Here is a 12,845-nt window from a genome sequence, read left to right on the forward strand (position 1 = left end):
ACCCCTGACAAACAGGTGCCAATTTGCGCAAGTGCACGACAGGGCGGGCAGCCGCCGCGCACCGCAGCGCACTCAGTCCAGAGAGACGCCCGTGCTCTTGACCACGCCGGCCCAGCGCTTGATCTCGCTGCGGATGTAGGCGCCGTATTCCTCGGGCGTGGAGCCCAGGCCTTCGGCGCCCTGCAGCTGCAGCTTCTCGACCACGCCCGGGTCCTTGAGCGCGCGCATCAGCTCCTGGTTGAGCCGCTGGATGATGGCGGCCGGCGTTTTGGCCGGCACCATCACGCCCTGCCAGGCCCCGGCCTCGAAGCCGGACATGCCGCTTTCGGCCAGCGTGGGTGCATCGGGGAAGTTGGGCAGGCGCTTGGAGGAACTCACGGCCAGCAGCTTGAGCCGACCCTCCTTGATGAAGGGTGCGACGGAGTTGATGGTGTCCGTCATGAAGTCGATCTGTCCGGCCACCAGATCCACGTCGGCCGGCGCGCTGCCCTTGTAGGGCACGTGGCTGGCCTCGATCTGGTAGTGCTGCACGACCTGGAAGGCCGCCAGGTGCGTGACATTGCCGTTGCCGGCCGAACCATAGGACAGCTGGCCCGCCTTGTCCCTGGCATGGCGCACGAACTCCTGCACGTTCTTCACCGGCAGCTTGGGGTTGACCACCAGGCCCAGCGGCACCACGGCCGTCAGCGCCACAGGCATCAGGTCCTTGTTCACGTCGTAGCTCATCTTCTTGTAGAGCGACGGGCTCAGCGCAATGGACGAGGTGTTGTAGAGCACGGTGTAGCCATCGGGCGCGGCCTTGGCCACCAGGGCGTTGCCGATGTTGCCGTTGGCGCCGGGCCGGTTGTCCACGATCACGGTCTGGCCCAGTTGCTGGCCGACCTGCTGGGCCAGCACGCGCGCCACCAGGTCGGTGGGCCCGCCCGGCGGGAAAGGCACGACCAGCGTGATGGGCTTGCTGGGCCAGGGCTGCTGTGCCAGGGCCGCTCCCGGCACTGCCGCTGCGGCTGCCATGCAGGCCGCCACGGCGGCCAGCACCCTGCGCCGCCCTTGTCTGCCCGCGGCCTTGTTGCCTTTCTTGTCCATGCTGTTGTCTCCTGGTGTCGTTATGGGAATTCTTTTGTCCGTCTAGCTGCGTCCGGCCAGCAGGCGCACGGCCGTGTACTCCATGACCTTGTGGTGGCCCTGGTTGAAGACCTCGATGCGCGAGGTGACGACGGCGCGGTTGCCCTTGGAGGTGGGCTTGATGGCGGTGACTTCGACCAGGGCCTCGATGGTGTCGCCCACCAGCACGGGGCCGAGGATCTTCTGGTGCAGCTCCAGCATGGCCAGGCCCGTGCCCTGGATCATGCTTTGCAGGATGAAGCCTTCGATCAGCGTATAGGTCAGCGCGCCCGGTACGGGACGGCCTGCGATGGCGCCGCCGTCATAGCCGTCCTCGATGAAGATGGCCTCCAGCATGCCGGTGACGTTGATGAAGGCGACCAGGTCGGATTCGGTCACGGTGCGGCGGAAGGTGCGCAGCTGCTGGCCAACCTGCAGGTCCTGCCAGAAAAAGCCCTGGCCCATGCGGGGCACGGCGTTCCAGGCGGGTGCGGAGGCGGCGGGCGGGGGAGTGATGTCTGCAGTCATTTCAAATCTCCTGTTGCGGGGTATTCAGGCCCGCAATGCGCTCGGCGCTCCAGCCCGCCTGGGCCAGCAGCGCCACTGTGTGCTCGCCCAGGCGCGGCGGCATGCCCATGGGGGCCTGCCGGCCATCCATGCGCACGGAGGAGCGAGGCAGGTGCACGGTGCCCATGGCGGCGTCGTGCAGCGGCACGAAGAACTCCGTGGCCTGCAGGTGTGGATCGGCAGGCAGATCGTCCATGCGTGCCACCGGGGCGGCAGGAATCTCCAGGCGCTGGCAGGTATCGAGCCAGTGCTGGGTGCCGTGCAGGGCCACATGCTCGCCTGCGGTCTCCAGCAGCTCGGCAATGTGGGCCGTGCGGCTGGCCTGGCTGGCAAAGCGCGCATCCAGGGCCAGCTGCGGCTGGCCCACGGCGGCGAAGAAGCGCTGCCAGTGCGCATCGGTGTACGGCATCATGCAGACGTGGCCGTCCAGCGTTCGGTAGGGCTTGCGCCAGGGCGCCATCACGCGCGGGTAGCCAGCGCCGCTGAGCGCGGGGCTGAAGTGCATGCCGTAGAAATGCTCGACCAGGTTGAAGCCCACCATGGTCTCGTACATGGGCACTTCCACAAAGCAGCCGTGGCCGCTGCGCTCGCGCTGGAACAGCGCCGCCAGCACGGCATGCGCGGCCACCAGGGCGCAGGTCTTGTCGGCCGCGATGGTGGGCAGGTAGCGCGCCTCGCCCGTCTGGCGCTCCATCAGGTCGGCCAGGCCGCTCATGCCCTGGATGACGTCGTCGTAGGCGGGCATGCCTGCATAGGGGCCGTCCTCGCCAAAGCCATGCAGGCCTGCGTAGACCAGGCGCGGATAGCGCTCGCGCAGCGTGTCGGGGTCCAGGCCCAGCGGGGCCAGCTTCTGCGGGCGCATGCTGTGCATGAACACATCGGCCGTGGCCAGCAGCGCATGCAGGGCCTGGCGCGCCTCGTCCTGCTTGAGATCGAGCACCACGCTCTTCTTGCTGCGGTTGGTGCCCATGAACATGGCCGCCATGCCGGGCTCCACGGCCGGGCCGGTGTGGCGCGTGGAGTCGCCGGCCGGCGGCTCGATCTTGATGACTTCGGCGCCATAGTCGGCCAGCACCTGGCTGGCCAGCGGCCCGAACACCACGCTGGACAGATCCAGCACCCGAATCCCTGTCAACGCAGCCTGCACTGTGGTCTCCATGTTGCTTCAGGGAGCCAGTATTTGATATCTTTGAAGTCGCGTCTAAGACTTAATTCAGCATTGCTGATACACGGTGGATATCAATGGACCTGCGCCAACTGCGTCACTTCGTCACCCTGGCCCGCACGCTCAACTACCGGCAGGCGGCCGAGCAGCTGCACATGTCGCAGCCGCCGCTGTCCCAATCCATCCGCCGGCTCGAAGACAGCCTGGGCGTGCAGCTGTTCCAGCGCGACCGCCGGGGCACGGAGCTGACCGAGGCAGGCCGGGCGGCCCTGGAAAGTGCCGAGCTGGCACTGCACCATGCGCGCCAGGTGCAGGAGGTCTCGCAGGCCACGGCCAGTGGCGAGCGCGGCCGGCTGCACATAGGCTTCATAGGCTCGGCCACGTTCTCGCTGATTCCACGGCTGGTGCAGGCCTTTCGCAGCGAATATCCGCTGATCGACCTGGTGCTGACCGAATCGACCACGCGCGAGATCTGCGCGCAGGTGGCCAGCGGCGATTTCGATGCCGGCCTGCTGCGCTACCCGGTGACGCAGGCCACCGAGCTGTCCATCACGCCCGTGGAAAAGGACGAACTGGTGGCCGTGCTGCCCGAAGGCAACCCGCTGCTGCAGCGGCCCGCCTTGCGGCTGCGGGATCTGGCCGACCAGCCCTTCATCAACTACCGTCCCAGCGAAGTGCCCGGCCTGCATGCGCTGGTGGTACTGGCCTGCCAGAACGCGGGCTTCATGCCCCAGGTCAAGCAGCATGCGGTGCAGGCCCAGACCCTGGTCAGCCTGGTGGGCGCGGGCCTGGGCGTGGCCCTGGTGCCGGCCGTCGTGGCCAAGGGCAGCACGCCGGGCGTGGTGTTCCGCACGCTGCAAGACGCCGGGACCCTGCCCTCCATCGGCCTGGCCCTGGCGCTCAACCCGCACCAGAGCGCAGCGGCCGGCCAGCGCCTGCGCGAATTGCTGCTGCGGCTGAATGCCTGACTGACGGCCTGGCGGACGGCGTGGCAGAAGCCGCCGCAGAAAAGACAAAGGCCGCGGATGCGGCCTTTGACAATCAGGGCGGCGAAGCCGGCTGGCTTGCGCGCGCCCTCGGCGCCACGGCGCTTATGCGCCTGCGCGCGAAGCGCGCTTGCGCTCGTTCTCGGACAGGTGGCGCTTGCGCACGCGGATGCTCTTGGGGGTGATTTCCACCAGCTCGTCGTCCTCGATGAATTCCACCGCGTATTCCAGCGACAGGTCGATCGGGGGCGTGATCTTGATGGCATCTTCCTTGCCGGACACGCGGAAGTTGGTCAGCTGCTTGGTACGCGTGGCGTTGACCACCAGGTCGTTGTCACGGCTGTGGATGCCGATGATCATGCCTTCGTACACGGGATCGTTGGCCTTGACGAACATGCGGCCACGGTCGTCCAGCTTGCCCAGGGCGTAGGTGAAGATTTCGCCTTCGTCCATGGAGATCAGCACACCGTTCTTGCGGCCGCCGATTTCGCCCTTGTGCGGCTCGTAGCTGTCGAAGATGTTGGAGATCAGGCCGGAACCACGGGTCAGGTTCAGGAATTCGTTGGTGAAGCCGATCAGGCCACGCGCAGGAATGCGGTATTCCAGGCGCACGCGGCCGCGGCCATCGGGTTCCATGTTGACCAGCTCGCCCTTGCGCTCGCCCAGGGCCTGCATCACGCCACCCTGGTGGCCTTCCTCGATGTCGGCCGTCACCAGCTCGATGGGCTCGTGGCGCACGCCGTCCACGTCGCGGTAGACCACGCGGGGCTTGGACACGGCCAGCTCGTAGCCTTCACGGCGCATTTCTTCCAGCAGGATGGTCAGGTGCAGTTCGCCGCGGCCCGACACTTCGAAGATGCCGTCTTCGTCGGTTTCCTTGACGCGCAGGGCCACGTTGGAACGCAGTTCCTTTTGCAGGCGGTCCCAGATCTGGCGGCTGGTCACGAACTTGCCTTCACGACCTGCCAGCGGCGAGGTGTTGACGCAGAAGTTCATGGTCAGCGTGGGCTCGTCGATCTTGAGCATCGGCAGCGGCTGGGGGTTCAGCGGGTCGGTCAGCGTGACGCCCATGCCCAGGTCGGCGATGCCGTTGACCAGCACGATGTCGCTGGGGCCGGCTTCGGTCACCTGCACGCGGTCGATGCCCTGGAACTTCAGCACCTGGTTGATGCGGCCCTTGTAGCTCTTGCCGTCAGGACCTTCCATGACCAGCACGTCGGTCGAAGGCTTGAGCGTGCCGGAGGTGATGCGGCCCACGCCGATGCGGCCCACGAAGGTGGAGTAGTCCAGCGCCGAGATCTGCATTTGCAGCGGAGCGGCGGGATCGCCCTTGACCGAAGGCACGTGCTTCAGGATGGTGTCGAACAGGGCCGACATGTCGGGGCCCCACTGCTCGCCCGGAGCGCCTTCTTCCAGCGAGGTCCAGCCGTTGATGCCCGAGGCGTACACCACGGGGAAGTCCAGCTGCTCGTCGGTGGCACCCAGCTTGTCGAACAGGTCGAACGCGGCGTTGACCACGTAGTCGGGACGCGCACCGGGCTTGTCCACCTTGTTGACCACGAGGATGGGCTTCAGGCCCAGGGCCAGTGCCTTCTTGGTCACGAAGCGCGTCTGGGGCATGGGGCCTTCCTGCGCGTCGATCAGCAGCACCACGCCGTCGACCATGGACAGGGCACGCTCCACTTCACCGCCGAAGTCCGCGTGGCCGGGTGTGTCGAGGATGTTGATGTGCGTGTCGTTCCAGCTCACGGCGCAGTTCTTGGCCAGAATGGTGATGCCACGCTCGCGTTCGATGGCGTTGTTGTCCATCACCGTGTCCACGACTTTCTCGTGTTCGGCGAAGGTTCCGGATTGGCGCAGCAGCTGGTCCACCATGGTGGTTTTGCCGTGGTCCACGTGGGCGATGATCGCGATATTGCGGATTTGTTTGCTCATAGTGTTTTCCCATTGCCGCTGCGTCATGGGCGCGGCGTGTCTTCCAAAATCTGTTGAATTTCCAGTGAACTGAGCAGGCGGGCGGGGATGAGTTCCCCACGCACCACACGCCCCACCCCCAGCAGAGCCTGGGGGTTTTCGCCATACACAGCCACCGCCTCGGCATCGGCCCAAGCGCCCTTGCGGGGCAGGCCCGTGAGAAAACGGGCCGCATCTTGCTCGCCCAGCGTGACAGCCGTGTGGCTGGCCAGCAAGGCATCGACAGGCTGCAACTGCTGCAGACGCTCGTCCTCGCCCATGGCGGCCAGCGCCTCCAGCGAGATACAGCGCTCGACACCCAGCCCGCCAGTGTCGATACGGCGCAGCGCGCGCAGGTGCGCGCCGCAGCCCAGGGCCTCTCCCACGTCCTCCGCCAGCGTGCGGATATAGGTGCCCTTGCTGCAGGTCACCAGCATCCGGATCGCCGGCTGGCCTTGGCTGTCTTGCGTCAGCGAAAGCTCCAGTGCGTGGATTGTCACTTCGCGCGCCGGACGCTCGACTTCGATGCCGGCACGCGCATATTCATAAAGAGCCTTGCCGTCCTTCTTGAGCGCGCTGTACATGGGCGGCACCTGGCGGATGGGGCCCGTGAACTGCGCCTGCACGGCGGCAAGCCGCTCGGCCGTGAGGGCGGCGGGATCGATGGCGCGCTCGCGCAGCACCTCGCCCTCGGCATCGGCCGTGGTCGTGGTCTGGCCCAGGCGCGCAATCGCCTCGTAGGTCTTGGCAGCTTCGAGCTGCAACTGGCTGAACTTGGTCGCCGCACCGAAGCACAGCGGCAGCACGCCGGTGGCCAACGGGTCCAGCGTGCCGGTGTGTCCGGCCTTTTCGGCGCGCAGCAACCACTTGACCTTCTGCAAGGCGTCGTTGCTGGACAGCTCCAGCGGTTTGTCGAGCAGCAACACCCCATGCACAGGGCGCCGCTGCACCCTTGTGCGTGGCGCGTTCATGGGGCTACTCTTCCTTCCCGCGCGAGGAGACGGCCTTGGCGATCAAGGCGTTCATGTCGGCCGCACGCTCGGTGGTGCGGTCGTAGATGAAGTGCAGCGTGGGCACGGTATGGATGTGCAGGCGCTTGAACAGGCCGTTGCGCAGGAAGCCTGCGGCCTGGTTCAGGGCGTCCTGCGTCTCCTGCGGATCGCCGATCAGCAGGCTGAAGTAGACCTTGGCGTGGGCATAGTCCGGAGTCACCTCCACGCTTTGCAGCGTCACCATGCCCACGCGCGGGTCCTTCAACTCGCGTGCGATCAGCTCCGCCAGATCCCGCTGGATCTGGTCGGAGACTTTGAAGCTGCGGTTCGGCGCAGCGGACTTGCGTGTTGCCATGTCGAATTACAGCGAGCGCGCGATTTCCTTGATCTCGAACACTTCGAGCACGTCGCCTTCGCGAATGTCGTTGTAGTTCTTGAGCTTGATACCGCACTCGAAGCCTTCCTTGACTTCCTTGACGTCGTCCTTCAGGCGCTTGAGCGATTCGATCTCGCCCGTGTAGATGACCACGTTCTCGCGCAGCAGGCGGAAATGCGCATTGCGCGTAACCTGGCCTTGCGTGATGTACGAGCCGGCCACGGTGCCGATCTTCGACGCCACGAACACGGTACGGATCTCGGCCATGCCGATGATCTCTTCCTTGCGCTCGGGAGCCAGCATGCCGGACATCGCTGCCTTCACCTCTTCGACGGCGTCGTAGATGATGTTGTAGTAGCGCAGGTCCACATCGTTGCTCTCGGCCGTCTTGCGCGCCTGGGCATCGGCCCGGACGTTGAAGCCGATGATGATGGCCTTGGAGGCCAGCGCCAGGTTCACGTCGGACTCGCTGATGCCGCCCACGCCCGAGTAGACCAGCTGCACGCGGATCTCTTCGGTGGAGAGCTTGAGCAGCGATGCGCCCAGTGCTTCCTGCGAGCCCTGCATGTCGGCCTTGACGATGATGGGCAGGGTCTGGACCTCGCCCGCACCCATTTCGGCGAACATGTTCTCGAGCTTGGCAGCCTGCTGGCGAGCCAGCTTGGTGTTGCGGAACTTGCCGGCGCGGTAGGTCGCGATTTCGCGAGCGCGGCGCTCGTCCTGCAGCACCATGAAGTCGTCGCCGGCCTGGGGCACGTCGGACAGACCCTGGATTTCCACCGGGATGGAGGGGCCAGCGGACTTGGTCTGCTTGCCGTCTTCGTCCAGCATGGCGCGCACGCGGCCGTAGGTCTGGCCTGCCAGCACCACGTCGCCCACCTTCAGCGTGCCGGACTGCACCAGCACCGTGGCCACGGGGCCGCGGCCCTTGTCCAGCTGCGCTTCGATGACCAGACCCTTGGCAGCGGCTTCCACGGGAGCGGTCAGCTCCAGCACTTCGGCCTGCAGCAGGACCTGTTCCAGCAGCTCGTCGATGCCCTGGCCGGTCTTGGACGACACGGCGATGAACGGGGACTCGCCGCCGTACTCTTCAGGCACCACCTGCTCGGCCACCAGGCCTTGCTTGACGCGGTCGAGGTTGGCATCGGGCTTGTCGGCCTTGGTGATGGCAACCACGATGGGCACACCCGCCGCCTTCGCGTGCTTGATGGCTTCCTTGGTCTGGGGCATCACGCCGTCGTCGGCAGCGCACACCAGGATGACGATGTCGGTGGCCTGTGCACCACGGGCACGCATGGCCGTGAAGGCCTCGTGGCCCGGGGTGTCCAGGAAGGTGACGATGCCGCGGGGCGTCGTCACATGGTAGGCACCGATGTGCTGGGTGATGCCGCCGGCTTCGCCCGACGCAACCTTGGTGCGGCGGATGTAGTCCAGCAGCGAGGTCTTGCCGTGGTCCACGTGGCCCATGACGGTGACCACGGGGGCGCGCGACTCCTGGGCAGCTTCCTGCTGGGACACTTCCTCGGCCGTGAAGGCTTCGGGATCGTCCAGCGCAGCGACCTTGGCGGTGTGGCCCATTTCCTCGACCACGATCATGGCGGTGTCCTGATCCAGGGGCTGGTTGATGGTGACCATCTGGCCCATCTTCATCAGCACCTTGATCAGCTCGGATGCCTTGACCGACATCTTGTGCGCCAGCTCGGCCACGGTGATGGTCTCGGGCACGTGCACTTCGATGGCGCGGAATTCCGTTGCCGCGCTCTGGTGCTGTCCGTCATTGCGGTCATTGCCACGACGGCCGCCACGCGGGCCGCCGCGCCAGTTGGAACGGCCGCCCACGCCACCGGAGCTGTCGCCACGGGTCTTGATTTCCTTCTTCTTGCCATCGCCGGCCCAGCTCGAGGAGAGCTTGGCGGACTTGACTTCCTTGCCGGCGCCGGCAGGCGCGCGCGCACCGGCTCCGCCGGCGGTCGTGCCAGCGGGCTTGTGCAGCGTGGTCTTCTTGGCATCGGCGGCAGCAGGCGCTGCAGGCTTTGCCACGGGCTTGGGCTCTTCGGGCTTCTTGGCCACGAGCACCTTCTTGGGCGCAGCCATCATGGCGCGAATGGCTTCGGCTTCGGCCAGCGCCTTGCGGCGGCGGTCTTCCAGATCCTTGGCGCGTTCGGCTTCCTCGGCCGCACGGGCCTTGGACTCTTCCTCGGCCTTGGCGCGTGCCGCGAGCTGGGCTTCAGCGCGCGCTATCTGGCCGGCAGCCTGCTCGCGCGAGGCTTCCTGCTTAGCGCGGTTGGCCTCGACAATCTTTGCGGCTTCGGCAGCCGCATAGGCGGCTGCGCGCTCTTCGGCTTCGCGCTCGCGCTGTTGGACTAGCTCGCGCTCTTCGCGCTCACGGCGTTGCTGTGCCAATTCTTCCTCCTCCCGGCCGATCATTTCGGCCTGGCGACGTGCTTCCCCTTCGCGGCGCACCAATTCCTGAGATTCGCGCTCCGACGCCGCGCGCTGCTCCTGGGCAGCCGCAACGGCAGCGGGATCGGAGGCGCCTTCGGCGGCCTCGTCGCGCTTGACGAAGGTGCGCTTCTTGCGCACTTCCACCTGGATGGTGCGGGCGCGGCCCGACGAATCGGCCTGCTTGATCTCGCTGGTGGACCGTTTGGTCAGCGTGATCTTCTTGGCGCCACTTCCGTGGCTGGCCTGCAGATGGCTGAGCAGTTGCTGCTTGTCGCCGTCGGTCAACGCATCCGATGCGTTGTCCTTGGCGACGCCTGCAGCCTTGAGCTGCTGCAGCAACGTGTCAGGGGTCTTGTTGAGCTCTTTTGCAAACTCGGCAACCGTATTACTGGACATAAATGCTCTGAACCTCCCTGACCTTACTCTTGCCCTTCGGTGAACCAGTGCTCACGCGCCTTCATGATCAAAGCCTTCGCTTCTTCCTCGGTCTGCCCGGTCAGCTCGGTCAACTCATCGATGGCCAGATCGGCCAGATCGTCGCGAGTGTGCACATTGGCCTCGGCCAGCTTGTCCACGATCTCCGGAGTCATTCCCTCGAGCGTCAGCAGATCCTGCGACACCTTGCCCACGTTTTCCTCGTGCGCGATTTCCTGCGTCAGCAGGGCATCCTTCGCACGGGTGCGCAGCTCGTTCACCGTCTCTTCGTCGAACGCCTCGATTTCGAGCATTTCCTGCAGCGGCACGTAGGCCACTTCTTCCAGGGTCTCGAAACCTTCCTCGATGAGGATGTTGGCGATTTCCTCGTCCACATCGAGCTTTTCCATGAACAGCTGGCGCGCAACAGCAGACTCGTCCGCCTGCTTTTGCGCAGACTCAGCCGCGTCCATGATGTTGATCTTCCAGCCGGTAAGCTCGGAAGCCAGGCGAACGTTCTGGCCGCCACGGCCGATGGCGATGGCGAGGTTTTCCTCGTCAACCACCACGTCCATAGCGTGCTTTTCCTCGTCCACAACGATGGACGACACATTGGCCGGAGCCAGCGCACCGATCACGAACTGTGCGGGGTCCTCGGACCACAGCACGATGTCCACGCGCTCGCCAGCCAATTCATTGGTGACGGCGTTGACGCGGGTGCCCCGCACGCCGACACAGGTGCCGATGGGATCGACACGCTTGTCATGGCTGAGCACGGCGATCTTGGCGCGGCTGCCGGCATCGCGAGCGCAGCTCTTGATCTCCAGCAGGCCCTGCTCGATCTCGGGCACTTCGTTGCGGAACAGCTCGACCATGAACTCCGGCGCCGAACGCGACAGGATGATGGGCGCGCCGCGCAGCGTGGCGTCCACTTCCATGATCATGGCCCGCACGCGGTCGCCGTTGCGCAGGTTTTCCTTGGGGATCATTTCGCTGCGGCGCAGGCGTCCTTCGACACGGCCGGCCTCGACGATGATGTCGCCCTTGTCCATGCGCTTGACCGTGCCCGTGAAGATCCGGTCACCGCGCGACAGGAACTCGTTGAGCAGCATTTCGCGCTCGGCATCGCGGATCTTTTGCAGGATGACCTGCTTGGCCGCCATCGCACCGATGCGGCCGATGGGCACCGACTCGATCTCTTCCTCGATGTACTCGCCTTCGGAGATGCCGGGGACGCGGTCCTGTGCGTCCATCAGCATTTCTTCGGCATCGGGGTTTTGCAGGCCCGCATCATCGGGCACCACCAGCCAGCGGCGGAAGGTGTCGTAGTTACCGCTGTCGCGATCGATGGCCACGCGGATGTCCACTTCACCTTGGTACAGCTTCTTCGTGGCTTGGGCCAGGGCCGATTCCACTGCACCGAACACCAAATCGCGCTCCACGTTCTTTTCGCGCGAAATGGCTTCTACCAACATCAACAATTCGCGATTCATGCGACGACTCTCCTATTTCAATCACGCAGAAAGGGGATGGCAATGCCCTTCTGCCCCAATGATTCGACGTACCCTGCCCGCTCCGATCAGACCGGCTTGGCAGAACGCCCCTTGAAATCCACAAGGGGAGCCAGACGCGCCTCGCGCAGCTCCTCCAGCGTGAAACCCAGCGCCTGCAGGGGCGCGGGAACACGCTTCTTGCTGACCCTCTGGCCAGGCTTGACGGGTGGCTCGTCGCTCCAGACGATCTGCCAGCCACCACCTTCGGCACGCTCCAGCGTGCCGCGGAATTTCTTGCGATTGGCGCTGACCTGCCCTTCAGCGGCGGCGCCGATGGGCTCCTTGAGGGTCAGGTCGATGACTTCCCCGACAAAGCGGATGAAGTCCTGCTCATGCCGCAGGGGGCGGTCGATGCCCGGGGAGGAGACCTCGAGGCGCGTGTAATCCGTGCCATCGACCTCCAGCGCGAACTGCAGCTGGCGCGTGATCTTCTCGCAGTCCTCGACTGTCACGAACTGCTCCGGCACCACCGGCTCGCCCTCCACCGGGGGCTGCCAAGGCAAATCAATTGTGACGCGCAACAGCCCGCCTGCCGAGCGTTCTATTTCCACCAGGTCATAGCCCAGACCTGTCACGGTTTGTTCAACGATTTGCTGTAGTGCCACGTGTAATTAAATTCAATCCTGCAAACACAAAAGACCCGGAACGCCCCTGGAACCTTGGCAGCAGCCATGTCCCAACAGCGCCGAGCCCCATGGCAATCCCTAAGGTCGCCCGAAGATCGCCCAAAAAAAAGGGCGGTTGGTACCCGCCCGTTTGGTCGTGAATATGCCATTGTATCCGCAAACGACCTCCAGGCCAAGTTCGCGCCGTACAAAAACAGGCGCTGGCAGGCACTGCGCAAGGCAGCCCAGGCCAGGGCGGACACCCCTCCGCCGGATGCTCAGGCGCCCACGCGCTCAAGCGCCTGCGCCGACTGAAGCCGCCGCAAAAGGGCCTGCGCTTCGGCGGGGTCGGCCGGGGCCGCGCCAGGGTCCTGGGCCAATGACTGCAGCATGCGCGCCACAACGCCCGGCTGGGGCAGCACCGGCCCCAGAAAGCGCGCGCGCTCGCCGTCAGCGATCAGCACAGAGGGAAAGGTTTCGATGTCCAGGTCCCCGGCCACATCCTCGCGGTCCTCGACATCAAGCCAGACGAAGTGCATCTGCGGGAACTGGGTGGCCAGCTCCGCAAACGCGCTCCGGTACTGGTTGCAAACGCCGCACCATTGCGCACACAGGCAAACCACCCACCAGGGGCTGGCTGCCGCGCTGTCGTCCGGCAGCTTGCCGGCCATTGAATCCATGGAAA

11 protein-coding genes are annotated in these 12,845 nt (G+C 65.4%); 1 reads left to right on the forward strand and 10 read right to left on the reverse strand.

Features of this window, described 5'->3' with window-relative positions; all coding sequences use genetic code 11:
• Positions 1-72: 72 nt before the first annotated feature.
• The 3 genes from ACRSCF_RS17740 to ACRSCF_RS17750 are packed head-to-tail and all read right to left on the reverse strand — an operon-like array spanning position 73 to position 2,830.
• Entirely contained in the window at positions 73-1,086 is a 1,014-nt protein-coding gene (locus ACRSCF_RS17740; protein ID WP_016448877.1) for a Bug family tripartite tricarboxylate transporter substrate binding protein, read from the reverse strand.
• A gap of 42 nt (positions 1,087-1,128) precedes the next feature.
• On the reverse strand, positions 1,129-1,632 hold the full coding sequence (locus ACRSCF_RS17745; protein WP_016452378.1) for a MaoC family dehydratase: 504 nt from the start codon (positions 1,630-1,632) through the stop codon (positions 1,129-1,131).
• Between the two features lies 1 nt (position 1,633).
• Positions 1,634-2,830 carry a CaiB/BaiF CoA transferase family protein gene (locus ACRSCF_RS17750; RefSeq protein ID WP_034364356.1) on the reverse strand — a complete coding sequence of 399 codons (1,197 nt, stop codon included), beginning with the start codon at positions 2,828-2,830 and terminating at the stop codon, positions 1,634-1,636.
• A gap of 83 nt (positions 2,831-2,913) precedes the next feature.
• On the opposite strand from ACRSCF_RS17750, the gene ACRSCF_RS17755 reads away from it, so the two are divergent.
• Positions 2,914-3,804, forward strand: a complete 891-nt coding sequence (locus ACRSCF_RS17755; protein ID WP_034364354.1) for a LysR family transcriptional regulator — start codon at positions 2,914-2,916, stop codon at positions 3,802-3,804.
• Positions 3,805-3,927: 123 nt separating this feature from the next.
• Here ACRSCF_RS17755 and typA read toward each other — a convergent pair whose 3' ends face one another.
• From typA to ACRSCF_RS17790, 7 genes are all read right to left on the reverse strand, one after another.
• Entirely contained in the window at positions 3,928-5,757 is a 1,830-nt protein-coding gene (gene typA, locus ACRSCF_RS17760; RefSeq protein ID WP_034364351.1) for a translational GTPase TypA, read from the reverse strand.
• A gap of 23 nt (positions 5,758-5,780) precedes the next feature.
• A complete protein-coding gene (truB, locus tag ACRSCF_RS17765) occupies positions 5,781-6,746 on the reverse strand; it encodes a tRNA pseudouridine(55) synthase TruB (RefSeq protein WP_016448882.1) in 966 nt (321 codons plus the stop codon).
• A gap of 4 nt (positions 6,747-6,750) precedes the next feature.
• Positions 6,751-7,122 carry a 30S ribosome-binding factor RbfA gene (gene rbfA / locus ACRSCF_RS17770; RefSeq protein ID WP_016448883.1) on the reverse strand — a complete coding sequence of 124 codons (372 nt, stop codon included), beginning with the start codon at positions 7,120-7,122 and terminating at the stop codon, positions 6,751-6,753.
• 6 nt (positions 7,123-7,128) lie between these two features.
• Entirely contained in the window at positions 7,129-9,984 is a 2,856-nt protein-coding gene (gene infB, locus ACRSCF_RS17775) for a translation initiation factor IF-2 (protein ID WP_016448884.1), read from the reverse strand.
• A 23-nt stretch (positions 9,985-10,007) separates the two neighbouring features.
• A complete protein-coding gene (nusA, locus tag ACRSCF_RS17780; protein ID WP_016448885.1) occupies positions 10,008-11,495 on the reverse strand; it encodes a transcription termination factor NusA in 1,488 nt (495 codons plus the stop codon).
• An 86-nt stretch (positions 11,496-11,581) separates the two neighbouring features.
• Complete coding sequence (rimP, locus tag ACRSCF_RS17785; protein ID WP_026062108.1) at positions 11,582-12,160, reverse strand: ribosome maturation factor RimP; 579 nt, start codon at positions 12,158-12,160, stop codon at positions 11,582-11,584.
• Positions 12,161-12,438: 278 nt separating this feature from the next.
• Positions 12,439-12,840 (reverse strand): thioredoxin family protein, encoded by a 402-nt coding sequence (locus ACRSCF_RS17790; protein ID WP_016452383.1) that lies wholly within the window; start codon positions 12,838-12,840, stop codon positions 12,439-12,441.
• Positions 12,841-12,845: the final 5 nt, after the last annotated feature.

It is taken from the genome of Delftia sp. 11MD, from assembly GCF_050907895.1.
Lineage (GTDB): Bacteria > Pseudomonadota > Gammaproteobacteria > Burkholderiales > Burkholderiaceae_C > Comamonas > Comamonas tsuruhatensis.

Coding starts and splice junctions, on each gene's coding strand:
- nusA (WP_016448885.1), bottom strand. CDS start 11,495: ATGAATCGCGAATTGTTGATGTTGGTAGAAGCCATTTCGCGCGAAAAG.
- ACRSCF_RS17740 (WP_016448877.1), bottom strand. CDS start 1,086: ATGGACAAGAAAGGCAACAAGGCCGCGGGCAGACAAGGGCGGCGCAGG.
- ACRSCF_RS17755 (WP_034364354.1), top strand. CDS start 2,914: ATGGACCTGCGCCAACTGCGTCACTTCGTCACCCTGGCCCGCACGCTC.
- typA (WP_034364351.1), bottom strand. CDS start 5,757: ATGAGCAAACAAATCCGCAATATCGCGATCATCGCCCACGTGGACCAC.
- truB (WP_016448882.1), bottom strand. CDS start 6,746: ATGAACGCGCCACGCACAAGGGTGCAGCGGCGCCCTGTGCATGGGGTG.
- ACRSCF_RS17790 (WP_016452383.1), bottom strand. CDS start 12,840: ATGGATTCAATGGCCGGCAAGCTGCCGGACGACAGCGCGGCAGCCAGC.
- ACRSCF_RS17745 (WP_016452378.1), bottom strand. CDS start 1,632: ATGACTGCAGACATCACTCCCCCGCCCGCCGCCTCCGCACCCGCCTGG.
- ACRSCF_RS17750 (WP_034364356.1), bottom strand. CDS start 2,830: ATGGAGACCACAGTGCAGGCTGCGTTGACAGGGATTCGGGTGCTGGAT.
- infB (WP_016448884.1), bottom strand. CDS start 9,984: ATGTCCAGTAATACGGTTGCCGAGTTTGCAAAAGAGCTCAACAAGACC.
- rbfA (WP_016448883.1), bottom strand. CDS start 7,122: ATGGCAACACGCAAGTCCGCTGCGCCGAACCGCAGCTTCAAAGTCTCC.